Source organism: Azospirillum sp. HJ39 (assembly GCF_041507355.1).
In the GTDB taxonomy this organism is placed as follows: domain Bacteria; phylum Pseudomonadota; class Alphaproteobacteria; order Azospirillales; family Azospirillaceae; genus Azospirillum; species Azospirillum thiophilum.
This window is the reverse complement of record NZ_CP167911.1, coordinates 2,303,955-2,329,143: the sequence shown is the minus strand read 5'-3', so window position 1 is coordinate 2,329,143 and position 25,189 is coordinate 2,303,955. Positions and strand designations below refer to the sequence as shown.

Here is a 25,189-nt window from a genome sequence, read left to right as displayed (position 1 = left end):
TTTGAACTCGAAACAAAGCCCATATCGCAAAGACACCAAGACCAAGGAGCTTCGACGTGAACAGAAGGACGATGGGCAAGGCGATGCTGGGGCTGGCCGGCGCAGCGATCGCTCTCGGCGTCGGCATGATGTCGGCCCAGGCGCAGGAGAAGCTGAAGGTCGGCTTCGTCTATGTCGGGCCGGTCAGCGACCACGGCTACAGCTACCAGCATGACCAGGGCCGCCTCGCGGTCGAGAAGGCGCTGGGCGACAAGGTCACCACCACCTTCGTCGAGAATGTGCCGGAGGGCGCCGACGCCGAGCGCGTGATCGAGCAGCTGGCCGCCAGCGGCCACAAGCTGATCTTCACCACTTCCTTCGGTTTCATGAACCCGACGCTGAAGGTGGCCAAGCGCCATCCCGACGTGAAGTTCGAACATGCGACCGGCTACAAGCGCGCCGAGAATGTCGCGACCTACTCCGGCCGCTTCTATGAGGGCCGCACGGTGGTGGGCGCCATCGCCGGCAAGATGACCAAGTCGAACATCATCGGCTATATCGGCTCCTATCCGATTCCCGAGGTGGTCGGCGGCATCAACGCCTTCACCATCGCGCTGCGCGAGCAGAACCCGAAGGCCGAGGTCCGCGTGGTCTGGGTCAACAGCTGGTACGATCCCGGCAAGGAAGCCGAGGCGGCCAAGGCGCTGATCGACCAGGGCGCCGACGTGATCGTCCAGCACACCGACAGCCCGGCCCCGATCCAGACCGCGCAGGAGCGTGGGTTGTGGTCGGTCGGCCAGTCGTCGGACATGACCCGCTTCGGTCCGAAGTCGCACCTGACCGCGATCGTCGAGGATTGGAACGGCTATTACGTCGAGCGCGTCAAGGCGGTGCTGGACGGCAGTTGGAAGCCGATCGACACCTGGGGCGGCATCAAGACCGGCATGGTCGAACTGGCGCCCTACAATCCGGCCATCCCGGCCGACGTCGTGAAGCTGGCCGATCAGCTCAAGGCCGACATCGTGTCGGGCAAGCGCCACTCCTTCCAGGGTCCGGTCAAGGACCAGTCTGGCAAGGTGGTGATCCCGGAAGGCAAGACCGCCACCGACGAACAGATCCTGAAGATGGACTGGTATGTCGAGGGTGTGCAGGGCAAGGTTCCGAAGTAAGCGCTGCGATATGCGAGCCGGCCGGGGGGAGCGCCTCCGGCCGGTCACGCGCACGTCGATATGACGGGGGTGGGCCATGGACGGAAGCAGCCTCTACGACCGCGATTTCTACGCCTGGGCCATTGAACAGGCGGCTCTCCTGCGGGCCGGCAAGCTCGACGCGGCGGACATCGAGAACATCGCCGAGGAGATCGAGAGCATAGCCCGCCATGAGAAGCGCGAACTGCGCGACAGCCTGTGCGCGCTTCTTCGGCACCTGCTGGTTTGGACTCGTTTGACGGGCGGACGCTGCGGCTCCTGGCAGTCAAGGATCACCCTCGACCGCAGGCGAATTGGGTATCTTTTAAGTGATAGCCCCAGCTTGGCAGGCGAGCTGGATGATGTGCTGATCGGCGCATATTGCATGGCGCGGTTGGAGGCCGTTATCAGGACGGGCTTGGACGAAGCGAAATTTCCGGCGGAGTGCCCATGGAGCTTTGCCGAGATGATGAGCGCGTCGTTCTGGCCGGAAGCCTGAGCGGCGTGTGGCGCCGCCGCCCCGGCTTACAGATACTCGCCCAGCAGCCGCAGGAATGGCCGCGCCTCCTGCAGCACCAGGATGGTCTGGTGGAACAGATCCTCGGGCGAGGCGTGGTGTTCCAGCCTGATTTCCGAGAACAGGATGATCTTCTGTCCACCCTGGACGATGAAGCGGACATGCGGCAGCCCGTCGATCCCGCGCAGGACCGCCAGCAGGGCGCGGCGGCGTTCCGGGGCCTGGGCGGTGTAGGGCACATGGCCGACATCGGCCCAGATCTGGCAGATCGAGCCGCCGCCTTCCTGCTCGCCCTCGTGCCGGACGGCGACGTTGAAGGGCAGGCCGTCGGCCATGAAGGTCAGCTTGGAAGGCCGCGGCGGCTTGGCGATGCCCAGCACCCCTTCCGGCGTCATCACGATCGAGCCGGGGGTGATCGGCAGGGCGCCATCCGGCACCTCGGCCAGCGATTGAATGGTCTTCAGATCGGGAACGGACAAGGCGGTACGCTCGGCTTCTGGGGCGATGGAGACGACAGCATGGGCTTCGCCTGCTAAAATTCTGTAAAGGCCGGGAACGGGCGTCTAGAATGGCTGTTCGCTGTGGTCTGAAATACGAAGAAAGCAGGCGATGTCCGCCATCGATACCGTCGTCGTCCCCATCCACCGTGCCGGCTGGCCCTTCATCGCCGGTTTCGCCGTGGTCTCCCTGGTCCTCGGCCTCGCCGTCTGGGCGCCGCTCGGCTGGATCGGGCTGGTCCTCACCCTGTGGTGCGCCTACTTCTTCCGCGACCCCGACCGGGTGACGCCGACCCGGCCCGGCCTGCTGGTCAGTCCGGCCGACGGGCGCGTGACCATGATCGTCCCCGCCGTTCCGCCGAAGGAACTGGGAATGGGCGACCAGCCGCTGACCCGGATCAGCGTCTTCCTCAACGTCTTCAACGTCCACGTCAACCGCGTGCCGGCCGACGGCACCATCGTGGCGGCAGAATACCACAAGGGCACCTTCGTCAACGCGGCGCTGGACAAGGCGAGCGACGAGAACGAGCGGATGGCCTTCCGCCAGCGCCTGCCCGACGGGCGCGAGATCGCCTATGTCCAGATCGCCGGGCTGGTGGCACGGCGCATCCTGTGGTGGACGAAGCCGGGGCAGGAGGTCAAGGCCGGCGAGCGGTTCGGCCTGATCCGATTCGGCAGCCGCACCGACATCTATCTGCCCGACGGCGTCGCCCCGCTGGTCTGCGTCGGCCAGACCGCCATCGGCGGCGAGACCATCCTGGCCGACCTGAACGGCACCGAGCCGCAGCGGCAGGGGGACGTCCGGCGATGAAGCGCCCCCCCGGCTTGCGCCAGCAGATCTTCCGTCCGGGCCGGGTGCGCCGGCCCGGACGGCCGCACCCGCGGCTGAAGGGATTGTCGATCAATCACCTGCTGCCGAACGTGCTGACGGTGCTGGCGCTCTGCTCCGGCCTGACGGCGATCCGATTCGCCATGCAGGAGCGGTGGGAGCCGGCGGTCATCGCCATCGTCATCGCCGCCATCCTCGATGCGCTGGATGGCCGGATCGCCCGCCTGCTGAATGGGCAGAGCAAGTTCGGCGCGGAGCTGGACAGCCTGTCAGACGCCATCAGCTTCGGCGTGGCGCCGGCCTTCATGATGTATCTGTGGGGGCTGAACGGGGCGGGCAGCCTGGGCTGGATCGCCGCCATGGCCTATGCCGTGTGCTGCGCCCTGCGTCTGGCCCGCTTCAACTCGCGACTCGGCGTCGTCGACCTGCCGCCCTGGGCCTACAACTACTTCACCGGCGTCCCGGCCCCGGCCGGTGCCGGCCTCGTGCTGCTGCCGATGATCCTTGGCTTCGAGATCGGGCCGGACCTGCCCGGCCACCCGGCGGTGATCGTGCCCTGGACCCTGCTGATCGGCGGGCTGATGGTCAGCATCCTGCCGACCTTCTCCTTCAAGGGCGCCCGCGTGCCGGCCCATTGGGTGGTCCCGGCTCTGGCCGGCGTCGGCCTGCTGGCGGCCATGATGGTCAGCCAGCCCTGGTGGACGCTGTCGATCGTCGGGCTGGCCTATATGGCGACCCTGCCTTTTTCGGTCATCCAGTTCCGCAAGCTGCAGCATGCCGCCGAATTGATGCGCACCGAGATCGTCGAGACCTCGGCGGAGGGCGGAGCGGATACCGGTCCCGATACGACGATGGACAAGGCGGATGGCACCGCCACCGTACCGGAAGGGCCGGCGGGCGACAGGGAACCATCCAGGCCGGCCTGACTGGCGACCGGCCCGGATGGCTACCGGGCGATGGTTACTCCGCCGCAGCCAGCAATGCGGCGGAGTCCGCGGTGATATCCGTCACCGTGACCCGTGCGACCATGGGGATCTGGCTCAGGCAGCGGCAGATGTGATCGGTTTCCGCCTGCGGCAGGTCGCCGACCTTCATTTCGATCGCCAGGCTATCGCCGGTGCAGTCGCTGCGCAGCGACAGGGGGACGTGGCCACGCTTGGCGACCAGTTCCAGGATGCGGGGCAGGGTGCCGGGATCGGCATCGGCCAGCAGGGAGAATGCGACCTGACGGCCGGGGGCCATGGGGCGGGCGTCCGGAGTGGACGCAGGGACAGCCACAGGGGCCGTGGCGGTGGAAACCGTGTTCAGGAGGGTGGACATGACGCGGTCAGGCCTTCAATCGGGTCTGCGGAATGGGCGTGGAAAATCCCCGGCCCTCAAAGGAGAGCCGGGCCACTAATTCGCAGAATGCCGTCGAGACGAAGCGCGTTCATGCCCGCCACCCTACGGTGTTGCCGCCGGCCGGTCAACCTTGCCGGAGACGGCCCGTTTACAAAGACAGCTTGTCCAAGCCGGCGGCTACCGAGCTCTTGTTTTCGCCGGCGCGGCTGTTGCAAGGGGACGGCGCACCGCCGGCAACGAACTCCAGCAGGTCGTCGGGCAGTTCGTCCTCGATCGATTCGGAGGGTTGCGGCAGCACGACATGGATTTCCGACGGCCCGTCGGCGAAGATCACCGGCTGGTGGCCGGGGGGCAGGTCGACGTCGTTGCCGGTCAGGTCGAAGAACATGCGGCGCGGATCGGCCTCGGCCTGCCGCAGCAGTGCGGGGCTGCGCTCCGCCATCTCGAACAGCATGTTCTCGAAGAATTGGCGGCGGGTCCTGGCTTCCGGCACGGCGCCGCCCTGGCCCGGCGCCGGCAGGGCGAAATACATCGCGCCGGCCGGTTCCTCGTGCAGGCGGATGCCGACATCGCCGAGCGGGCGTCCGAGAATCCGCTCCATGCCGCTGCGCGGGTCGCTGAGCAGGCTGGAGCGCACCGCGGGATCGGCGGCTGCTTCTTCGATGTGGCGCTTGTCGGCGATGCTGAGGAATGCGGTCATGGCGGTCGTCTCGCGTAGCGGCGGCTTGTGTTGGAAAGCATACAATTTGCAATCCCATGATTAGCAAGTGGAACCTGCGGCCTCCCGCTCCGATACGATTGTCCAGCCAATGACCGACCCGTTCGCTGCCAACCCTCAGCTCGCAGCCTTTCCCAATCTCCGAATCGCGGCATTGGAGGGTGACGGGTACGCCTTCGCCCGGTTGACCTATCCGGCATACCGCAGCTTCCTGGCGCCGGTCGGCACGGGCACAGTCGCGTTCGGCGCCTGGGTCGGCGACATCCCCGCCGGATTGATCCTGGCGCGCCGGCAGGAGGAGGGGACAGCACTGCTGTCGGTATCGGTCGCTTCCGGTTGGCGGCGATGTGGGGTCGGGGGGCGGCTGATGGAGGCGCTGGCCGCTGCGGTTCCTGCCGGGGAGCGGCTGACCGCCACCTACTCCTCCCGCCTGCCGGCGCGGACGGCATTCGAAGGGCTGTTGCGCCGGCAGGGCTGGGGCGAACCGGTGCTACAATCGATGCGGGCAGCCGGCACGCCGCGGGCGGTCCTGGACTGGGCGGAGGCACATTCTCCGGCGCTGCGGGTTTTGCGCGGTTACGGCCTGGCGCTCTGGCGCGACGCGACGCCGGACGACCGGGCGGAGGTGGAACGGCTGATCGCAGCCGGGGCCATCGATGCGGACTTCAGCCCCTTCGCGATGGCCGCACAGTTCGAACATTGGCCCGACAACAGCTGGATGGTGCGCCGGGACGGAGTCGTTGCGGGCTGGATGTTCGCGCGGCTGGAGCCCCCGGACACCGTCTGGTATCACGGTGCCGCGGTGCGCCGGGATATCGAGCATATCGGCCCGCTGCTGCTGATGTTCCATCGTGTCCATCAGGTCGCTGCCGAGCGGCTGGGCCCGGACAGCACATGGCGGATCGACAGCTTCCCGCGCACCCCCGCCATGCTCGCCTTCATGCGCCGCCGGATCGCGGCCTTCGCCAGCTTCGTCGACGAGCTGTACCGGGTGGACCGGCCGCCGGGCTGAGGCCACCCCCGCAGCCGGCATCCCGAAAGACCGGGCATATCGCGTTCGGGGAGCGCCGGAGGCGCCGCGTCCTCCCTTGGTGGTGGCGGACGGTCACGTTCGAGCCGGACAGGAACAATCCTCTCCGGAACCCGTTCAGGTTCCGCTTGCCCGTTATGAAAGCTCCACCGGAAGGGAGAAGGCCATGCTCGGCACGATTTTGCTCATCATCCTGATTCTGCTGCTTCTCGGTGCCGTCCCTGCCTGGCCGCACAGCCGCGGCTGGGGGTACGGTCCCAGCGGCATCCTCGGCGTGCTGCTGATCGTCATGATCGTGCTGCTGCTGATGGGGCGGATCTGATCCGTCCGGCGGTTGGAGCATCATGCGGTCGACCTGAAGCGCGCGATGCTCCAACAGCTTGGTTCTGCGAACGTATCCGTGCCCCCGATCGGGCGCCCCGGCCCTGTGCGGTCAGCTCTGGCGGCCGCGCACGCGGCGAGGCCGGCGGAGCGCGAACATCAGCCATCCGACCGGCCCCAGCATCAGCACCATCACCAGCCAGCCGGCGCGCGGTCCGAAGGGGCAACGCGATCCCGCTGGTGGACGCCAGCCTCCGCCACGTCGCGACAGCGCCACATGCAGCAGCGGCAGCCCATAGAAGGCGAACGGGATCAGCCAGGGAAGGGCGTCGGAAAGTTGGGCGTTCATCGGTCCAGCTTAGCATCCTTTCCCTGAATCTTGCGACCGAACGCCGCATCGCAAGGTGCGCGTGTGCGGTCTCCATTGCGCTGCACACGGGGGCAACGAGATTGAAGGCCGCGCCGATCTTCGACTAAGGTCTTCGGTGAGATCGTCCGAGGGGCCTGGTCATGGCACTGGAAATCGAGCGGCGCTTCCTGGTCCGCAAGGATGTCCGGCATCTCTGCCGGGACGGTGTCCGAATTGTGCAGGGATACCTGCCGTCCGACGGCGCCTGCACGGTCCGCGTCCGGATCGCGGAAGGCGGCGCCACCCTGACCATCAAGTCGTTGAAGCGCGGCGCCTGCCGCGACGAGGTGGAACATCCTCTGCCGCTCGAATTCGCGCGGCAACTCCTGCGCCATCGCTGCACGGGGCGGACGATCGAGAAGACGCGATACCGCCATTGCCAGGACGGGCTGTGCTGGGAAATCGACGTCTTCCATGGCGAGAATGCCGGTCTGGTGATCGCCGAAGTCGAACTGGACGACCCCGACCAGACCGTGCCGCTGCCCGACTGGATCGGCGCCGAGGTCACCACGCTGCGCGCCTACGGCAATTCGGCCCTGTCCCGCACACCCATCCGGTGCTGGCCGGCCGAGGCGGCTTAAGGCGTCTTGCCGCCGGCGCTGGCGCTGGCCAGCACCGGCCGGCGCCGGTATGACTCCCGCTACGCCGTGCGCACCTTGTTGAGGAAGCCCTGCACCTCGCCGCGCAGGCGGTCGGCCTGGGCGGCCAGCGTGCGGCTGGCATCCAGGACGGCGTCGGCGGCGCCGCCGGTCTTGGTCGCTGCGGTGGTCACCTCGGCGATGTTGCGCATCACCTGCTGGGTGCCCTCGGCCGCCTGCTGGACGTTCTGGGCGATCTCGCGGGTGGCGCTGCCCTGCTGTTCCATTTCCTGGGCGATCTCGGTGACGGTGCCGCTGATGGCGGTCACCGCGTCGGAGATGGTGCGGATCGCCTCCACCGCGCTGGTGGTGGCCGTCTGCATCTCGGCGACCTGGGCGGAGATCTCCTCGGTCGCCTTGGCGGTCTGGCCGGCGAGATTCTTCACCTCGGTCGCCACCACGGCAAAGCCCTTGCCGGCCTCGCCGGCACGGGCGGCCTCGATGGTGGCATTGAGCGCCAGCAGGTTGGTCTGCTCGGCGATCTCGCCGATCAGCCCGACGACCTGACCGATCCGCTCGGCGGCGAGCGACAGCCCCTCGACGATGCCGTTGGTCTGCACCGCCTTGTCCGCGGCGCCGGACGCGGTGGCCGAACTGGCGTTGAGCTGGCGCGAGATCTCGGCGATGGAGGCCGACAACTCCTCCGCGGCGGCGGCGACGGTCTGCACGTTGGCGGTCGCCTGCTGGGACGCGGTGGCGACGGCGGTCGACTTGGCGGTCGTCAACGCCGCGTCCGACGACATCTCCTGTGCGTCGCGGCCCAGCGAATTGGCCGAGTCGGTCAGCGACAGGACCACGCCCGACACCGCCTGTTCGAAGCCGTTGGCGAACTCGTTCATGGTGCGGCGGCGGTCGGCGTCGATCTGCACGCGCATCTCCTCCCGCTCGCGCTCCATCCGGCGCATCTCCAGGGCGTTGTCCTTGAAGATGGTCATGGCGTCGGCCATGTTGCGCAACTCGTCCTTGCGGTCGCCGCCGGGAATGTCGACCGACAGGTCGCCTTCGGCCAGCCGGCCCATCGCGCCGGTCATCGCATGCAACGGGTGGGTGATGGCACGGTCGATGATCCAGGCCATCAGTGCGCCCAACAGCAGGGCCACCGCGGCGCCGACGGCGATCACCATGCCGGCGCTGGCGCGGCCGGCCTCGCGATCCTCGCGTTGCAGGGTCACCAGCCGGCCGACCTGCCCGCTGACCGTCGCGGAGGCCTGGGCCATGGCGAGCGATGCCTCGTGCTGCTTGGCGATGGCCGCCGAGAGCGCTGCGAATTCGGAGTCGAAAGCGTGGGCGGCGTCGGTGATGGCGGCGATCAGCGCGCGGCCTTCCTGGTCGACCAGGACGGCACCGGCCTTGCCGGCGAGGTCCAGCATGTCCTTGACCGCGGCGGTCACCGCAGTCTTGGACTCCGCCGCGTCGGTCAGCAGGAAGTCGCGCTGGCCCAGCATCGCCGCCTGTGCGCCCTGGACCAGCCGCATCGCCAGCCCGCGCAGCATCACCGCCTCGTTCACCTCGCTCTGGGCGTACTTGGACGCCTCGCGCAGCGCCTCGGTGACCATGGCCTGATTCTGCTGAAGCTCCATCGCGCGCTCCTGCACGCCGCGCGCGGCCTCGTCCAGGCCGGCGGCGACGCCGGCACCGGCCAGGGCCGTCGCTCCCCTGCTTTGCAGCGCCTGGACGGTGTCGCGGAAGGCGCGGGTGTCGTCGGCGATGCGCGCCGCCAACTCCTCGTCATTGGTGCCGACCAGATCCTTGGCGACGGTGGCGGTGGTCTGCACCAGCTCGTCGAGATCCGCCACGATCCGGCCGGCCAGCGACTCCTCGCCGTTGCGACTCAGCTCGCTCTGCTGGCGGCGGACCTCCAGCACCCGTTCGATCATGCGGTTGGCCCGCTCGGCCGTGTCCATGCTGTGGCGAAGCTCGGCATCGGCATCGCGCTGGCTGGCCATGTTCAGGTCATAGCGCTCCGACTGCTGCTTGCCGATCTTTTCCGCGATCTCGCGCAGCGCGCGGGCGCGCGTCTCCATGCTGGCGGTGCGGGCATGCGCCTCGCCGTCCTGGGCGACGAAATTGGTGAAGGCGGCGCGGTAGCCGTCGATGCCCGACCGAACCTCGTCCAGCAGGCGCCGTCCCTCGCCGTCGATCAGGGCGGCCCGGGTGGCCAGCGCCTCCGCCTGCAGGGCGTCCAGCATGCCGGGGACATTGGCCGCGGCCTTGGCGTCGCGTTCAGTGACGAAGCGCGCCTCCTCCAGCCGGACGGATTTCAGCCGGGCATCGAGGTCGGCGGTATGGGCGGCCAGATCGACGCGTTCGGCGTAGGTGCTCAGGCTGCTCCAGCCGACGAACGCCACGGCAACGGTCAGAAGCAGCACGGTGGCGAAACCGAGCGCAATCCGTGTTCCGATCGTCATGGATGGTGGACTCCCCGATGGCGTCTGCCTCTGCGGGCGACGCTCCTCCCCTGAATCATGGATTCGATTGAACCACATCGCGGTTAACGACCGGTTTGATTCAGGTCAGGAAATCGCCTTATTTCAGAAGCGATCCGGCATCCAGGCTGGTGCGCTGCAAAATATGCGGTGCAGGCGGTCGATCATCTTTTCTTCACCATGAAGCATTCCTGCCCGCCACAGCGCGCGAGCGCTTGCATGTCCGGTGAACAAACTGGCGAAGGCGTCGATGCCCATCTGTGCCGGGGAGCCGGTAACTTGCGCGAGTTTGGAGATTTTTGCTTCGGAAGAAGCAACCTCAAGGTGAATCAATCCGCAATTATCGGAAATCAAAGGATCTTTCAGCTCGAAACTGGCGGATTCCTCCAGCCCCGGCGGGTAACCCCGCGCTTCCAGTGCCCGGACGACGTCCAACGGGCGTACCAGCCAGTCCTCCCGCGTGTCCAGCGTCACCCCGTCTCCTGCCATGAGGGCAAGCGGGTCGTCGGGACCGCCCGGCCAAACGACCCGGTCGACCTGGGCCCGATAGCCGGCCAGCAGGACCAGCGCCGGCCGCATTGCCTCGCCGGCCGGCAGGCAGACGTCGGCGACGGTCAACCGCCGGTCCTTCGGTGGCATGACGGCGATATAGCCGGCGGCGTTCCGATAGAGGTCGGCCGGCTCGCCATCCGGACAGAGGGCGAGCGTCCACAATGCCTCCGTCCGCTCCGGCAGGCCGTTGCCGTCGGCCAGCAGGGGGCGGCGCAGCGCGGCGAGCGGCCCGGCGTCGAGCGGATCGGCCGGCCATAGCGGCGCCGTCCCTGCCAAGCCCGCCTGTAGGTCGAAGGCGGCGGGTGGAGCGCTCCATTGGCAGGTGACGCCGCCACGGCCATAGCCGAGGCGGCGATAGAAGGGCAGGGTGGCGGGGCAGAGGACCGACAGCACCGCCCCCGCCGCACGCCCTTCCATCAGCAACGCCCGCATCATCGCACTGCCATGGCCGGCCCCGCGCAGGGCGGGATCCACCGCGACCATGGCGACCGCCTGCACCGGGACCGGCCGTCCGCCGAACCATTGGTCCATCATCCAGTGGGCGGCGCAGGCGACGACGCTGGAGCGGCCTCCCCGGGAAAGGCGCAGCCGCCGGATGCCGTCGATGCCGAACAGCGCCGCGTAGCGGTCGAACAGGTCACGCGACAGCCCGAATCCCATCCGCGCCAGCCGGGCCATGTCGTCCAACTCGTCGGGATGGGCCGGGCCGTAGTCCGGGGGAGATGGAATGTCCTGCCGGTCCGGGAAATCAGCCATCCGCCGCCTCCGATTCGTCGAGCCGGGCCAGCCGGGCCGCTGCCCAGCCGGCCGCCTCGCGCACCACGTCGCTGGCATCGAGCCGAAGCGTCTCGGCGACCGGGCGCAGGCGGACGTCGCCGCTGTTGCCGATGGCGACCAGGACGTTGCGGACGAAGCGGTCGCGGCCGATGCGCTTGATCGGGGAGCCGCTGAAGACCTGACGGAAGCCGGCATCGTCCAGTTGGGCGAGGTCGGCCAGCCGCGGCGCCGTCAGCTCGGCGCGCGGCAGGAAAGCCGGCTCGGTCGTCGCGCGGGCGAACTTGTTCCAGGGGCAGACGGCCAGGCAATCGTCGCAGCCATAAATGCGGTTGCCCATCAGCGGCTTGAGCTCGTCAGGGATCGGCCCCTTGTGCTCGATGGTCAGGTAGCTGATGCAGCGCCGGGCGTCGAGCTGGTAGGGCGCCGGGAAGGCGGCGGTCGGGCAGGCGACCTGACAACGGTCGCAGGAGCCGCAGCGGTCGCGCCCCGGCGGATCGGGCGGCAGCTCCAGCGTCGTGTAGATCTCGCCCAGGAACAACCAGGAGCCATGGTCGCGCGACACCAGATTGGTGTGCTTGCCCTGCCAGCCCAGCCCGGCCTGCGCCGCCAGCGGCTTTTCCATCACCGGTGCGGTGTCGACGAACACCTTCACCCCCGCCTTGGCGCCATGGGCCTTACTGCTGGCCAGCCATTGGGCCAGCATCTTCAGCCGCCCCTTGATCAGGTCGTGATAGTCGCGGTTGCGGGCATAGACCGAGACGATGCCGCGGTCTGGATGCTCCAGCAGCCGACGCGGATCCTCATGGGGGGCGTAGCTGGTGCCGAGCGCGATGACGGTGCGCGCCTCCTCCCACAGGGCTTGCGGATGGCTGCGCTGGTCGCTGCGCTCGGCCATCCAGCCCATGTCGCCGTGCCGCCCCTCGGCGATGAAACGGGCGAGGCGCTCGCGGGCCTCCGGCCCCAGGGCGGCGGGGGCGAAGCCCACCGCGTCGAATCCGGCTGCCAGCGCCCGGTTGCGGATGGCGTCGCGCAGCCGCGCCGGGGCGATGGCCATGGCTGCGGCCGGGGCCGCGGCCGGGCCTGCGGAAAATGGGATGGTGGGCTTAGCCGCGGCCACGGTAGGTCGGGACGTCCTGCGACGGGATCCAGACGCCCTTCGGCGGCTCGCCGGTCTGGAAGAAGACGTCGATCGGGATGCCGCCGCGCGGATACCAGTAACCGCCGATGCGCAGCCAGACCGGCGCGAGCTCGTCCACCAGCCGCTTGCCGATGCCGACCGTGCAGGCCTCGTGGAAGGCGCCGTGGTTGCGGAAGCTGGTCAGGTACAGCTTCAGCGACTTCGACTCGACCAGCCAGTCGCCGGGCACATAGTCGATGACCAGATGGGCGAAGTCCGGCTGGCCGGTGATCGGGCAGAGCGAGGTGAATTCCGGCGCTGTGAAGCGCACGCAATAGGGATCGCCGGGGTTGGGGTTGGGCACCCGCTCCAGCACCGCCTCTTCCGGCGTCCTGGGCTGGACGGTGGCGCCGCCCAGCTGGGTCAGGTTGGCGTAGATGTTCTCACTCATCGGTCTTGTCCTCTGCCACCCGGTCCTTCTTCGGCGGGCGGCCCTGTTTCGGCGGCTTGCCGGGCTTGGCGATGGGGTCCAGCGTCGCTTCGACGTCGCCTTCGGTCAGGCGGGCTTCCATGGCGCCGGCGACCTCCTCGAAATTGCCGTCGGCGATCGCCTGCCGCATCGTCCGCATCAAATCCTGATAGTAATGCAGGTTGTGCCAGGTCAGCAGCATCGGCCCCAGCATCTCGTCGGCCTTGAACAGATGATGCAGATAGCCCCGGCTGTAGCTGCGGCAAGCCGGGCAGCCGCAGTCGGCGTCGAGCGGGCGGTCGTCATGGGCATGGCGGGCGTTGCGGATGTTGATGGTGCCGCGGCGGACGAAGGCCTGACCGGTGCGGCCCGAGCGGGTCGGCATCACGCAGTCGAACATGTCGACGCCGCGCCGCACCGCGCCGATCAGGTCGCTCGGCCGGCCGACGCCCATCAGGTAGCGCGGGCGGTCCTTGACCATCAGCGGCTCGGTGAAGTCCAGGACCCGGAACATCGTCTCCTGCCCCTCGCCGACCGCCAGCCCGCCGATGGCGTAGCCGTCGAAGCCGATGTCGGTCAGGGCCGCCACGCTCTCCGCCCGCTGCTCCGGATAGATGCCGCCCTGGACGATGCCGAACAGGCCATAGCCGGGCCGCTCGACGAAGGCGTCCTTGCTGCGCCGGGCCCAGCGCATCGACAGGCGCATGGAGGATTCGGCCTGCGCCTCGGTCGCCGGGAAGGGCGTGCACTCGTCCAGGCACATGGTGACGTTGCTGTCCAGCATGTGCTGGATCTGGATGGAGCGCTCCGGCGTCAGGTGGTGGCGGCTACCGTCCAGGTGGGATTTGAAGGTGACGCCTTCCTCCGACATGGTGCGCAGGTCGGACAGGCTCATCACCTGGAAGCCGCCGCTGTCGGTCAGGATCGGCTTGTCCCAGTTCATGAAGCGGTGCAGCCCGCCCAGCTGCGCAACCCGTTCCGCCGTCGGCCGCAGCATCAGGTGGTAGGTGTTGCCCAGCAGGATTTCCGCGCCGGTCGAGGCCACCGCATCGGTGGTCATCGCCTTCACCGTCGCCGCGGTGCCGACCGGCATGAAGGCCGGCGTCTCGATGGTGCCGTGGGCGGTGGTCACGCGGCCGCGCCGCGCCCGCCCGTCGGTCGCCAGAAGGTCAAAGCCGATGCCGGTCATGATGGGTCCGTCCTGTGCAGCAGCGAGGCGTCGCCATAGCTGAAGAAGCGATAGTTCTGGTCGATGGCGTGGGCGTAGGCCGCCCGCATGCGGTCATAGCCGGCGAAGGCGCAGACCAGCATGAACAGGGTCGATTTCGGCAGGTGGAAGTTCGTCCACAGCAGGTCGACGATGCGGAAGCGGTAGCCGGGGGTGATGAAGATGTCGGTGTCGCCGCTGAAGGGGACCAGCGTCCCGTCCGGCCGCCCGGCGGTCTCCAGGATGCGCAGCGCGGTGGTGCCGACCGAGACGATCCGGCCGCCGGCCGCCCGCGTTTCGTTCACCGCGGCGGCGGTCTCGGGCGGGATCTCGCCCCACTCGCTGTGCATCTTGTGGTCGGCGATGTCGTCGACCTTCACCGGCAGGAAGGTGCCGGCGCCGACATGCAGGGTGACCGGCACGCGGCGCACCCCGCGGTCGTCCAGCGCCGCCAGCAGGTCGGCCGTGAAGTGCAGACCGGCGGTGGGGGCGGCGACGGCGCCCTCTCGCGCGGCGAAGACGGTCTGGTAATCGGCATCGTCGCCCTCGTCGGCCTTGCGGCGGATGTAGGGCGGCAGCGGCATCCGGCCATGGCGGTGCAGTGCTTCCATCAGCTCCGCCCCGCCGGCGGAGAAGCGCAGCCGGACCTCCATGCCGTCCTTGGCGACGACCTCGGCGCTGAAATCCTCGGCGATCCGGATGACGTCGCCGGGCTTCAGCCGCTTTCCGGGCTTGGAGAAGGTCGCCCAGTCCCGCTCGCCCAACCGCTTGTGCAGCGTGATCTCCACCGCCACCTCGCCGCGCCGGCCGTCGAGGCGGGCGGGGATGACGCGGGTGTCGTTCACGACCATCAGGTCGCCCGGTTGCAGCAGCGCGGGCAGGTCGCGGACGATCAGGTCGCGCAGGGGCAGGTCGCCCAGGGTCAGGTCGCGCAAGGTCGAACCCACCTCCAGCAGGCGGGCGGCGTCGCGCGGCCGGACGGGATGCTCGGCGATCCGGTCGGGCGGCAGGTCGAAGTCGAAATCGGCGGTCTTCATGGAGGGGGCAGCTATAGACTGAACTGCGGGCGGATGGGAAGGGTTTGGGGCGTGCCGGACCTATGCCCCCTCCCTAACCCTCCCCCGCGTTCCGCGGGAGAGGGGACTGCCGCCGCAATCCGACAAGACTCCTGCCCCCTCTCCCGCCAACGGCGGGGCAGGGATGGGGAGGGGCATCCCTGTTTTGCGACGCGCGCCCCCTCACTCCGCCTGCGGCAAGCCCTGCGCCGCGAGCGCCGCGCTCTGCCGGGCCGTCAGCGCGTCGACGTCGAAGTCACGGATCAGCCCCTGGAACATCTGGTACCAGTTCAGTTCCGCCTTCAGATGCAGGAAGACCGATCCCAGCCCGATCGCGGCGCGGTCCATGAAGACGAACTCGCGCGGGATTTCCACGCCGCCGATGCGGCGCAGTTCGGCATGGACCTTGCCGGCGGTCTCGCGGCCGTAATGGCCGCCGTTGGTTTCCTCGATCCTGCGCTGGCGATCCTCCATGATCGGGGCATAGACGAAGCGCGCCCAGATGTTCAGCACGTCGACCAGCTCGTTCGACGGATCGACGAAGCCCCAACTGCGGTAGGCTTCCACCGCCTGCTCGCGGTCGTCGGTGCGCAGCGCGTTGTAGAGGTCGATCACCCCCTTGACGAAGCTGGGCTTGAAGACGCGGATGCAGCCGAAATCCAGCAGGTTGATCGAGCGGTCGGGCCGGACCGTGTAGTTGCCGAGATGCGGGTCGCCATGGATGACGCCGTAATTGTAGAAGGGCACGTACCAGGCGCGGAACATGTTCATCGCCAGCTCGTTGCGCGCTTCCCCATGCTGGGCGACGAAATCCAGGATCCGGCGGCCCTCCACCCACTCCATCGTCAGCAGCCGGCGGGTCGATAGATCCGGCACCACGTCGGGCACATGGACGCCCGGCGTGTCGGCCAGCATGGACCGGTAGAGCCGGGCCTGCCGGGCCTCCCGTTCGTAATCCAGCTCCTCGCGCAGGCGGGCGCCGATCTCCGCCTGGATCTGGCGGGTGGAGATGGCGCTGTCTGTGCGCTCGAAGATCGCGAAGATCAGGCCGAGCTGCCTGAGGTCGGCCTCGACCGCCGAGCCCATGTCGGGATACTGCAGCTTGCAGGCCAGCTGCCGCCCGTCCGGCCCGACCGCCCGGTGAACCTGGCCCAGCGACGCGGCGGCGGCGGCCGTGCGCTCGAAGCTCTGGAAACGGGAGTTCCAGTCGGGGCCGAGCTCGCTCGCCATCCGCCGCTTGACGAAGGGCCAGCCCATCGACGGGGCGTCGGCCTGAAGCTGCGACAGTTCCTGGGTGTATTCCTTGGGCAGGGCGTCGGGGATGGTGGACAGGATCTGCGCCACCTTCATCAACGGCCCTTTCAACCCGCCCAGCGCGGCGCGGAGCTCCGCCGCATGGCGGTCGCGTTCCAGGCGGATGCCCAGCACGCGCTCGCCCGCCAGCCTTGCGGCCAGCCCCCCGACGGCGGTGCCGACCCGCGCATACCGCGCGACCCGTCCGCCCCATGTGTTCTCTTCGTGTTCCGGCATGCCCACAAGGTGGGTGCGGGCCGTGCAAAAGGCCACCCCCTCCCCGACGGAGGAGGCCGGCAGAGGGTGCCCGGATGGTGCTGCAACGCAATGTGCGATTTTCTTGACAGCCATCGCAAAGGGGAGCAGGCTTCGTCTTACAGTAATAGACACCGAGGTGAAGTGAGCGGAATTCGGAACGACCGCGACGTCCAAGCAAACAGCTTGGGCGAGACAGTAGAGACCGATACCAGGGAGGGTGAGTAAGATCATGACTCCACCGGCGCTTACGTGATCATGCCGATTTGTTCGGCACTGGCAACTCAGGTTTCAGTCAGAAATTCATCCGCCTGATTGGCGATATCATTTGGGCTGCTGATGCCCGATGCGAAGGCCCTCGCTCCCGATCCGGAGCGAGGGCCTTTGTGTTTCGGGGGTGTGGCTCTTGCGTTCCAGCCTGAGAGCGGGACGCTCTCCAGCCAATAGGTTTCAAACGATACTGTTTGCGTATGAAATCAAATCCCGCTATCCACGAACATGGCCGATGCGGCGGGACGCCGCAGCCCAAACGGGAAGCAGTCCCGAACGGAAAACCGGCCGGACAAGACGAGGATGGGGAGGATCGCATGAACCAGTTCCTACGGCCGCTCGCGCTGACCGCGGCGCTCCTGGCCACCACCGCTTTCGGTGCCAGCGTCGGCGCCAACGCCCAGACCGCCAAGCCGGTGCGCATCGGCGTGCTGGCCGACGAGGCCGGCTTCGCCTCCGACATCGGCGGCAAGGGGGCGGTGCTCGCCACGCGGATGGCGGTGGAGGATTTCGGCGGCAAGGTGCTCGACCGGCCGGTCGAGGTGCTGTCGGCCGACATGCAGAACAAGCCCGACGTGGCGTCGAACATCGTGCGGAGCTGGTTCGACATTGACGGCGTCGACATGGTGACGGACATCCCCGTCTCTTCGGTCGCGCTTGCGGTGCAGGCGGTCGCGCGCGAGAAGAAGAAGGTGCTGATGATCAGCGCCGCGACGACGACCGAGCTGACCAACGCCCAATGCTCGCCCTATACGATCCATTGGGCCGACGACACCGCCTCGCTGGCGGTGGGAACGACCAAGGCGGTGGTGCAGTCGGGCGGCACCAGCTGGTACTTCATCACCGCCGACTTCGCTTTCGGTTCTGCGATGGAAAAGGCGGCGACCGACGCGATCAAACAGGCCGGCGGCACCGTGGTCGGCGGCGTCCGCCACCCGATGGGCACCAGCGACTTCGGCTCCTATCTGTTGAGCGCGCAGGGCAGCGGCGCCAAGGTGGTGGCGCTGGCCAATGTCGGCGCCGAGACCATCGGCACCATCAAGCAGGCGGGCGAGTTCGGCCTGACCCAGTCCGGCCAGCGGCTGGTCGGCTACATCGTCTTCATCACCGACATCCACTCCCTCGGCCTCGATCTCGCCAAGGGGCTGTACGTCACCAGCGGCTTCTACTGGGACCGCAACGACGGGACGCGGCAGTGGAGCAAGCGCTTCTTCGACCGCCACGGCAAGATGCCGACCAAGGAGCAGGCGAACACCTATCTCGCCACCCTGCATTGGCTGAAGGGGGTGAAGGCGGCGGGAACCACCGATGCGGGAGCGGTCACCGCCGCGATGAAGGCGATGCCGACCGATTATTTCGGCACCCCCGGCAGCATCCGCAAGGACGGCCGCGTCCTCTACGACCTCGAGCTGTATCAGGTGAAGAGCCCGGCGGAGAGCAAGGCGCCGTGGGACTATTACAAGCAGGTCCGCAGCATCCCGGCCGCCGAAGCCTTCCTGCCGCTGGAGGCCAGCGCCTGTCCGTTCGTGAAGGCCCAATGAGGCCGGCCCGGCGCTTGGTGCAGACGTGACCTGCGGATCGCGGCCGGCGGAAAAGCGGCCGAGAGGGGTTCCCGCCGAACCGCGATCCGGGTTACACTCCGCTCTTTAGGCGCGCGGGGAAGGTTCGTGGATCTACAGGTGCAAAGCGAGCGGCAGAACGACACCGGACGGTTGCGTTCGTCGGCGCTGACGCGCCCGGTCTTCGCCGCGCTGGACCTCGGCACCAACAATTGCCGTCTGCTGGTCGCCAAATCCGCCCCCGGCGGCTTCCGCGTCATCGATGCCTTTTCCCGCATCGTCCGGCTTGGCGAGGGGTTGAGCCGCAACGACCATCTGTCGGTGCCGGCGATGGAACGCACCATCGCCGCGCTCCGCGTCTGCGGCTCCAAGATCGAGCGGCGCGGGGTCACCGCGGTGCGCGCCGTCGGGACCGAGGCCTGCCGCCGTGCCGTCAACGGTGCCGCCTTCGTCGAGGCGGTGGAGCGCGAAACCGGCATTTCTCTCGAGATCATCTCCAGCCAGGAGGAGGGGCGGCTGGCGCTGGCCGGCTGCGCCGCGCTGCTGGAGCCGACCCATCCCTATGCGCTGGTGTTCGACATCGGCGGCGGCTCGACCGAGCTGATGTGGCTGGCGGTGGAGAAGGGGCGGGCGCCGCGCCTGCTCGACCAGACCTCCGTCCGCTGCGGCGTCATCGGCCTGACCGAGGAGTATGGCGGTCCCAACGTCACGCGCGTCAACTATGACCGCATGGTCGAGGCGGTGGCCGACGCCATCGCGTCCTTCGAGGCGCGCAACCGCATCCAGAGCCGCGTCGATGCCGGCAAGGTGCAGATGCTCGGCACTTCGGGCACGGTGACGACGCTCGCCGGCGTTCACCTGGGGCTTTGCCGCTATGATCGGCGGGCGGTGGACGGCAGCTATCTGCGAGTCGACCACGCCCGCACGGTGATCGACCATCTGGTTGCGCAGGATTTCGACGGCCGCGCCCGCCATCCCTGCATCGGGCAGGACCGTGCCGATCTGGTGGTCGCCGGCTGCGCCGTTCTGGACGCGCTGTGCGACGTCTGGCCGGTCGAGCGGCTGCGCATCGCCGACCGTGGCCTGCGCGAAGGAATTCTGGTGGACCTGATGGGGGCCGCCGGCGAATGACCGGGCAGGGGGACGAACTCCCATGCACCGGATGACCGAGGAATAGCAGCGACCATGACCGACAAGACTCCGTCCTCGCGCCCCGGCGGGCGTCGTGCCACCGTCCGCGTGAAGACCGCCGGCAAGCGCACGGAATCCTCCAAGCGCTGGCTGGAGCGCCACCTGAACGACCCGTATGTCGCCGAGGCGACCAAGCGTGGCTATCGCTCGCGTGCCGCCTTCAAGCTGTTGCAGTTGGACGAGAAGTTCCGCCTGCTCGGCCCCGGCAAGCGCGTGGTCGACCTGGGCGCCGCCCCCGGCGGCTGGACCCAGATCGCGGTGGACAAGGTGCAGGCTGCCAAGGAAGGCTGGAAGGTCGTCGGACTCGACATCCTGCCGATGGACCCGGTCCCCGGCGCCACCATCATGCAGGCCGATTTCCTGGAGGAGGGTGCAGCCGAGGCGCTGAAGGAAGCGCTCGGCGGGCAGGCCGACCTGGTGCTGAGCGACATGGCCGCTCCCACCACCGGCCACCAGCAGACCGACCATCTGCGCATCATGGGTCTGGCCGAGGCCGCCTACGACTTCGCCGAGGAGGTGCTGGCGCCGGGTGGGGCCTTTGTCGCCAAGCTGTTCCAGGGCGGGGCGGAGCGGTCACTGCTCGACCGGCTGCGGCGTGACTTTGCCGTGGTCAAGCATGCCAAGCCGCCGGCCAGCCGGGCCGAATCGTCGGAGACCTATGTGGTCGCCACCGGCTTCCGCGGCGGCAACGCCGGCGACCGACCCGACGACAGGGCCGAAGACTGACGCATTTCGCGCCTGCACACAGGCTTGCATAACAGATGCTGTGTGCGCACGGGTTCACAAGCCCATGGTCTTGTGTATAAGTGCGCCACGTTTATCTTCCGGGAGATTCACACATGGCGCGCGACACGAAAATCCGCGAGGCCCTGACCTTCGACGACGTGCTGCTGGTTCCGGCCGAAAGCTCGGTCCTGCCGAACGACGTGGACACCCGGACAAGACTGACGAAGACCATCGAGCTGGGCATCCCGCTGATGTCGTCGGCGATGGACACGGTGACCGAGAGCCGCCTCGCCATCGCCATGGCCCAGGCCGGCGGCATCGGCGTCGTCCACCGCAACCTGACCATCGCGCAGCAGGCCGAAGAGGTGCGCAAGGTCAAGCGGTTCGAATCGGGCATGGTCGTCAACCCGATCACCATCACGCCGAACGCCACGCTGGCCGACGCGCTGCAGTTGATGGCCGACCACCGCATCTCCGGCATCCCGGTGGTGGAGAGCCGCGACCAGCTCGGCAGCGGCAAGCTGGTCGGCATGCTGACCAACCGCGACGTCCGCTTCGCCACCGACCCCAACCAGCCGGTCAGCGAACTGATGACCAAGGATCTGGTGACGGTCCGCGAGGGCGTCAGCCAGGAGGAAGGCAAGCGCCTGCTCCACCAGCACCGGATCGAGAAGCTGCTGGTCGTCGACGAGGATTACCGCTGCATCGGCCTCGTCACCGTCAAGGACATCGAGAAGGCGCAGGCCTATCCGAACGCCTGCAAGGACGACAAGGGCCGCCTGCGCGTCGCCGCCGCCACCGGCACCGGCAATGACGGCCTCGCCCGGGCCGAGGCGCTGTTCGACGCCGGCGTCGACGTGCTGGTGGTCGACACCGCCCACGGCCATTCGGCCAAGGTGCTGGAGCAGGTCCGCGCCGCGCGCGCCATGGCCGGCTACACCCAGGTCATCGCCGGCAACGTCGCCACGTCGGAAGCCGCCAAGGCGCTGATCGATGCCGGCGTCGACGCCGTCAAGGTCGGCATCGGTCCCGGTTCGATCTGCACCACCCGCATCATCGCCGGTGTCGGCGTGCCGCAGCTGACCGCCGTCATGGATGTGGTCGACGAGTGCGAGAAGCACGGCATCCCGGTCATCGCCGACGGCGGCATCAAATATTCGGGCGATCTGGCCAAGGCGATCGCCGGCGGTGCCAGCGTCGCCATGCTGGGCAGCCTGTTCGCCGGCACCGACGAGAGCCCGGGCGAGGTCATCCTGTTCCAGGGACGCTCCTACAAGAGCTACCGCGGCATGGGCTCGGTCGGCGCCATGGCGCGCGGTTCGGCGGACCGCTACTTCCAGCAGGAGGTTTCGACCATGAAGCTGGTGCCGGAGGGCGTCGAAGGCCGCGTTCCCTACAAGGGTCCGGTTTCCGCGGTCATCCACCAGCTGGTCGGCGGCCTGCGCGCGGCGATGGGCTACACCGGCAGCGCCTCGATCGCCGAGATGCGCGAGAAGTGCCAGTTCGTCCGCATCACCAACGCCGGCCTGCGCGAAAGCCACGTCCACGACATCACCATCACCAACGAGTCGCCGAACTACCGCCAGGGTTGAGGGCGCGTCAGGGGGAATCATCGGCTTCGGGTGCCCCCTCCCTAACCCTCCCCCTCTTCGAGGGAGAGGGGACTGCCGCTGCTTTGGCAATAGGGTTGCGCTGACAAGCGTCCTGCCCCCTCTCCCGCGCAAGCGGGGGAGGGATGGGGAGGGGGTATCGTCCGATGCCCTCACATCCCCTGCGCCACCTGCTTCCAGGCCGCCCAGCCGCCCAGCCGCACGCCGACGGCGAGGCTGGTGAAGGGAATGCGCAGTTCGATGTCCCGCGGCTGGAAAAAGGTCAGCCGCTCCGGTTCGCCCCGCGTGTCGAACTCCAGCCGGGCGCCCTTGGGTTCCGGCGCATATTCGTCGCTCATCACCTGCCAGATTTCCAGGTCGCCGCCGTGGTTGGCGACCTTGTACTGGCCGCAGCGCCAGTTGGTCGCTTCGCCGACGCTGCCTTCCACCACCTTCTTGTCGCCCTCCATCCGCACGTCGCCGATGCCGGCGGCCTCGCCCTTCATCGACGGTCCCTGGGTCTCGGCGCGGAAGCCCAGCCGCAGCCAGCCCGAACGGCTGGGCGGGATCAGGCGACGCACGGTGCGCGCGTCCTCCGCCGCGAAACGGTCGGGATCGTCGTAGAGGATGCGGTCCAGCGCGGCGGCGACGATCATGCGGTCGTCGATGCGCAGGCCCGGTGCGGCGGCATTGCTCATCGGAACAGGAAACTCCGGCGGGTGTGCCCCTACTATATAGGGTCTCCCGCCGCCCGTCGCATGGAAGCCGGGCGGCGGGACTCCCGCTCGCCCACGTCAGGCGCTATCCTGCGCGGCCGCGCTTCCCCGGAAGCCCCCGATTCGTCACGAGACGCGCCATGCAGGATCTGTTCGACACCCCGCCCAACCCCCGCACCATCGACGTCGAGGCGCTGACGCCGGAGCAGGCCCAGGCGGAACTCGCGGCGCTGGCCGCCGAGATCGCCCATCACGACCGCCTCTATCACCAGCAGGATCAGCCGGCGATCTCCGACGCCGACTATGACGGGCTGGTCCGCCGCAACCTCGCGATAGAGGCGCGCTTTCCCGAGCTGCGCCGTGCCGATTCGCCCAGCCTCCGCGTCGGCGCCGCCCCGGCCGCCGGGTTCGGCAAGGTGCGCCACGCGGTGCCGATGCTGTCGCTGGGCAACGCCTTCGCGCCCGACGACGTGGCCGAGTTCGATGCCCGTGTCCGCCGCTTCCTCGGCCTGTCCGACGATGCCCCGCTGACCTTCGTGGCGGAGCCCAAGATCGACGGGCTGTCCTGCTCGCTGCGTTACGAGCGGGGCGAACTGGTGCTCGCCGCCACCCGCGGCGACGGGGCGGAGGGCGAGAACGTCACCGCCAACGTCCGCACCATCCGCGATGTGCCGCATCGCCTGCCTGCCCCGGTCCCCGATGTTCTGGAGGTCCGCGGCGAGGTCTATATGAACCGCGATGACTTCCTGGCGATGAACGCCGCCCGCGCCGAGCGGGAGGAGCCGCTGTTCGCCAACCCGCGCAACGCTGCCGCCGGCAGCTTGCGCCAGCTCGACCCCGCCATCACCGCCGGCCGGCCGCTCTGCTTCTTCGGCTACGCGCTGGGCGAGGTGTCCGAGCCGATCGCCGAGACCCAGTGGGGCGTCCGTGAACGGCTGAAGGGCTGGGGCTTCCAGTTGAACCGTCCGGCCGAACTGTGCGACGGCAAGGACAAGCTGCTGGCCTATTACGAGGGCATCGGCCGGCGGCGTGCTGGCCTGCCCTTCGACATCGACGGCGTCGTCTACAAGGTCGACAGCCTGGAGATGCAGCAGCGGCTCGGCTTCGTCAGCCGGGCGCCGCGCTGGGCCATCGCCCACAAGTTCCCGGCGGAACAGGCACAGACCCGGCTGAAGGCGATCACCATCCAGGTCGGCCGCACCGGCGCCCTCACCCCGGTCGCCGAGTTGGAGGACATCACCGTCGGCGGCGTCGTGGTCAGCCGCGCCACCCTGCACAACGAGGACGAGATCGCCCGCAAGGACATCCGCGTCGGCGATCTCGTGGTGGTGCAGCGGGCCGGCGACGTCATCCCCCAGGTGGTGGAGGTGGTGCTGTCCCAGCGCCCCGCCGACTCGGTGCCCTATGTCCCGGTGGAGACCTGCCCGGTTTGCGGCAGCCTCGCCATCCGCGAGGCCGGCGAGGTGGTGCGCCGCTGCACCGGCGGCCTGATCTGCGCCGCCCAGGCGAAGGAGCGGCTGCGCCATTTCGTGTCGCGCAACGCCTTCGACATCGAAGGGCTGGGCGAGAAGATCATCGAGGAGTTCTGGGACGAGGGCTTCATCAAGTCGCCGGTCGACATCTTCACGCTGAAGGGCCGGGTCGAGCTGATCGGCCGGCCGGGCTGGAAGGAGAAGTCGGTCGAGAACCTGTTCAAGGCGATCGATCAGCGCCGCGCCGGCATCGAGCTGCACCGGGTGATCTTCGCACTCGGCATCCGCCATGTCGGCGAGGTGACGGCCAAATCGCTGGCCCGTCATTACAAGACGATGGACGGCTGGATCGAGGCCATGCTGGCGGCAGGGCAGGCGATGCCGGGGCAGGAATGGCGCGAGCTGCATGAACTGAACGGTGTCGGCCCGGTCACCGCCGACACCATCCTCGCCTGGTTCGCCGATCCGGAGAGCGCGTCCAAGCTGGACTTCTATGCCGGCAACGACGCACTGCGGCTGGAAACCGTCATCGGCTCGCTCGGCATCAAGCGGCTGAACACGCGCGCCGCCCAGGCGCTGGCCACCCGCTACGGCACTCTTGCCGACTGGCGGGCGGCGATGGAGCGGGCGGTGGCGCAGGCACCCGGCCGTGCCTGGCTCGATCTGGCCGCGACGCCGGATGTCGGCGAGGTGGCGGCGGAGGAACTGGCCGGCTTCTTCGCCGAAGACCGCAATCTCGCCGTCGTCCGCGGTCTGGCCGAACGGCTGACCGTGCTGGCGGCGGAGGCGCCGAAGGCTGGCAATTCCCCGATCGCCGGCAAGACCGTGGTCTTCACCGGCACGCTGGAGAAGATGACGCGGTCGGAGGCGAAGGCACGCGCCGAATCCCTCGGCGCCAAGGTTGCCGGGTCGGTGTCGGGCAAGACCGACTATCTCGTCGCCGGTGCCGACGCCGGCAGCAAGGCGGCCAAGGCCAAGGAGCTGGGGGTCGAGATTCTGACCGAAGAGGACTGGCTTGCCAAGATCGGCGGTTGAGTCCTGTCCGGCAC

The 25,189-nt window shown here is 68.5% G+C and carries 24 protein-coding genes; 12 read left to right on the top strand and 12 right to left on the bottom strand.

Annotation, left to right across the window (positions count from 1 at the left end; translation table 11 throughout):
* The first annotated feature begins 71 nt into the window (after window positions 1-71).
* On the top strand, window positions 72-1,148 hold the full coding sequence (locus tag ABMY26_RS24335; RefSeq protein ID WP_372399060.1) for a BMP family ABC transporter substrate-binding protein: 1,077 nt from the start codon (window positions 72-74) through the stop codon (window positions 1,146-1,148).
* A gap of 76 nt (window positions 1,149-1,224) precedes the next feature.
* Window positions 1,225-1,665, top strand: a complete 441-nt coding sequence (locus tag ABMY26_RS24330) for a DUF29 domain-containing protein (protein WP_372397191.1) — start codon at window positions 1,225-1,227, stop codon at window positions 1,663-1,665.
* Between the two features lie 26 nt (window positions 1,666-1,691).
* Here ABMY26_RS24330 and ABMY26_RS24325 read toward each other — a convergent pair whose 3' ends face one another.
* Complete coding sequence (locus ABMY26_RS24325) at window positions 1,692-2,162, bottom strand: hypothetical protein (protein WP_372397190.1); 471 nt, start codon at window positions 2,160-2,162, stop codon at window positions 1,692-1,694.
* A 130-nt stretch (window positions 2,163-2,292) separates the two neighbouring features.
* Between ABMY26_RS24325 and ABMY26_RS24320 the strand changes: the two genes are divergently transcribed.
* The gene (locus tag ABMY26_RS24320) at window positions 2,293-2,991 is read left to right on the top strand and encodes a phosphatidylserine decarboxylase (RefSeq protein ID WP_372397189.1); all 699 of its coding nucleotides are present in this window, start codon (window positions 2,293-2,295) and stop codon (window positions 2,989-2,991) included.
* Window positions 2,988-3,935 carry a phosphatidylcholine/phosphatidylserine synthase gene (locus ABMY26_RS24315; protein WP_372397188.1) on the top strand — a complete coding sequence of 316 codons (948 nt, stop codon included), beginning with the start codon at window positions 2,988-2,990 and terminating at the stop codon, window positions 3,933-3,935. The genes ABMY26_RS24320 and ABMY26_RS24315 overlap by 4 nt, the downstream gene beginning before the upstream one ends.
* 34 nt (window positions 3,936-3,969) lie before the next feature.
* On the opposite strand, the gene ABMY26_RS24310 is transcribed toward ABMY26_RS24315, so the two are convergent.
* Window positions 3,970-4,251, bottom strand: a complete 282-nt coding sequence (locus ABMY26_RS24310; RefSeq protein ID WP_372397187.1) for a hypothetical protein — start codon at window positions 4,249-4,251, stop codon at window positions 3,970-3,972.
* A 247-nt stretch (window positions 4,252-4,498) separates the two neighbouring features.
* Window positions 4,499-5,050: a hypothetical protein gene (locus tag ABMY26_RS24305; protein ID WP_372397186.1), complete on the bottom strand. Its 552-nt coding sequence runs from the start codon at window positions 5,048-5,050 to the stop codon at window positions 4,499-4,501.
* 109 nt (window positions 5,051-5,159) lie between these two features.
* On the opposite strand from ABMY26_RS24305, the gene ABMY26_RS24300 reads away from it, so the two are divergent.
* Window positions 5,160-6,080 carry a GNAT family N-acetyltransferase gene (locus tag ABMY26_RS24300; protein WP_372397185.1) on the top strand — a complete coding sequence of 307 codons (921 nt, stop codon included), beginning with the start codon at window positions 5,160-5,162 and terminating at the stop codon, window positions 6,078-6,080.
* 184 nt (window positions 6,081-6,264) lie between these two features.
* Window positions 6,265-6,420: a DUF3309 family protein gene (locus tag ABMY26_RS24295; RefSeq protein ID WP_045580715.1), complete on the top strand. Its 156-nt coding sequence runs from the start codon at window positions 6,265-6,267 to the stop codon at window positions 6,418-6,420.
* A gap of 111 nt (window positions 6,421-6,531) precedes the next feature.
* Here ABMY26_RS24295 and ABMY26_RS24290 read toward each other — a convergent pair whose 3' ends face one another.
* Window positions 6,532-6,768, bottom strand: coding sequence for a hypothetical protein (locus ABMY26_RS24290; protein WP_372397184.1), 237 nt, complete (start codon window positions 6,766-6,768; stop codon window positions 6,532-6,534).
* A gap of 161 nt (window positions 6,769-6,929) precedes the next feature.
* On the opposite strand from ABMY26_RS24290, the gene ABMY26_RS24285 reads away from it, so the two are divergent.
* The gene (locus tag ABMY26_RS24285; RefSeq protein WP_372397183.1) at window positions 6,930-7,409 is read left to right on the top strand and encodes a CYTH domain-containing protein; all 480 of its coding nucleotides are present in this window, start codon (window positions 6,930-6,932) and stop codon (window positions 7,407-7,409) included.
* 59 nt (window positions 7,410-7,468) lie between these two features.
* Here the strand turns inward: ABMY26_RS24285 and ABMY26_RS24280 are convergent, their stop codons facing one another.
* The 7 genes from ABMY26_RS24280 to ABMY26_RS24250 form a co-directional block, all read right to left on the bottom strand.
* Window positions 7,469-9,874 (bottom strand): methyl-accepting chemotaxis protein, encoded by a 2,406-nt coding sequence (locus ABMY26_RS24280; RefSeq protein ID WP_372397182.1) that lies wholly within the window; start codon window positions 9,872-9,874, stop codon window positions 7,469-7,471.
* 123 nt (window positions 9,875-9,997) lie between these two features.
* A complete protein-coding gene (eis, locus tag ABMY26_RS24275) occupies window positions 9,998-11,200 on the bottom strand; it encodes an enhanced intracellular survival protein Eis (RefSeq protein WP_372397181.1) in 1,203 nt (400 codons plus the stop codon).
* A complete protein-coding gene (queG, locus tag ABMY26_RS24270) occupies window positions 11,193-12,275 on the bottom strand; it encodes a tRNA epoxyqueuosine(34) reductase QueG (RefSeq protein WP_372397179.1) in 1,083 nt (360 codons plus the stop codon). Before queG ends, eis begins: the two co-directional genes overlap by 8 nt.
* Before the next feature lie 49 nt (window positions 12,276-12,324).
* Window positions 12,325-12,789 (bottom strand): preQ(1) synthase, encoded by a 465-nt coding sequence (gene queF / locus ABMY26_RS24265; RefSeq protein ID WP_045580710.1) that lies wholly within the window; start codon window positions 12,787-12,789, stop codon window positions 12,325-12,327.
* Window positions 12,782-13,996, bottom strand: a complete 1,215-nt coding sequence (tgt, locus tag ABMY26_RS24260) for a tRNA guanosine(34) transglycosylase Tgt (protein ID WP_372397178.1) — start codon at window positions 13,994-13,996, stop codon at window positions 12,782-12,784. Before tgt ends, queF begins: the two co-directional genes overlap by 8 nt.
* Entirely contained in the window at window positions 13,993-15,051 is a 1,059-nt protein-coding gene (gene queA, locus ABMY26_RS24255) for a tRNA preQ1(34) S-adenosylmethionine ribosyltransferase-isomerase QueA (protein ID WP_372397177.1), read from the bottom strand. The genes tgt and queA overlap by 4 nt, the downstream gene beginning before the upstream one ends.
* 201 nt (window positions 15,052-15,252) lie before the next feature.
* A complete protein-coding gene (locus tag ABMY26_RS24250; protein ID WP_372397176.1) occupies window positions 15,253-16,599 on the bottom strand; it encodes an ABC1 kinase family protein in 1,347 nt (448 codons plus the stop codon).
* A gap of 605 nt (window positions 16,600-17,204) precedes the next feature.
* Here ABMY26_RS24250 and ABMY26_RS24245 point away from each other — a divergent pair.
* From ABMY26_RS24245 to guaB, 4 genes are all read left to right on the top strand, one after another.
* Entirely contained in the window at window positions 17,205-18,428 is a 1,224-nt protein-coding gene (locus ABMY26_RS24245; protein ID WP_372397175.1) for an ABC transporter substrate-binding protein, read from the top strand.
* Between the two features lie 126 nt (window positions 18,429-18,554).
* A complete protein-coding gene (locus ABMY26_RS24240) occupies window positions 18,555-19,577 on the top strand; it encodes a Ppx/GppA phosphatase family protein (RefSeq protein ID WP_372397174.1) in 1,023 nt (340 codons plus the stop codon).
* 54 nt (window positions 19,578-19,631) lie between these two features.
* Window positions 19,632-20,363 carry an RlmE family RNA methyltransferase gene (locus ABMY26_RS24235; RefSeq protein ID WP_372397173.1) on the top strand — a complete coding sequence of 244 codons (732 nt, stop codon included), beginning with the start codon at window positions 19,632-19,634 and terminating at the stop codon, window positions 20,361-20,363.
* A 113-nt stretch (window positions 20,364-20,476) separates the two neighbouring features.
* On the top strand, window positions 20,477-21,955 hold the full coding sequence (gene guaB / locus ABMY26_RS24230) for an IMP dehydrogenase (protein ID WP_372397172.1): 1,479 nt from the start codon (window positions 20,477-20,479) through the stop codon (window positions 21,953-21,955).
* A gap of 170 nt (window positions 21,956-22,125) precedes the next feature.
* Here the strand turns inward: guaB and ABMY26_RS24225 are convergent, their stop codons facing one another.
* Entirely contained in the window at window positions 22,126-22,650 is a 525-nt protein-coding gene (locus ABMY26_RS24225; RefSeq protein WP_372397171.1) for a hypothetical protein, read from the bottom strand.
* A 158-nt stretch (window positions 22,651-22,808) separates the two neighbouring features.
* On the opposite strand from ABMY26_RS24225, the gene ligA reads away from it, so the two are divergent.
* Window positions 22,809-25,175: an NAD-dependent DNA ligase LigA gene (ligA, locus tag ABMY26_RS24220; protein ID WP_372397170.1), complete on the top strand. Its 2,367-nt coding sequence runs from the start codon at window positions 22,809-22,811 to the stop codon at window positions 25,173-25,175.
* Window positions 25,176-25,189 lie beyond the last annotated feature (14 nt).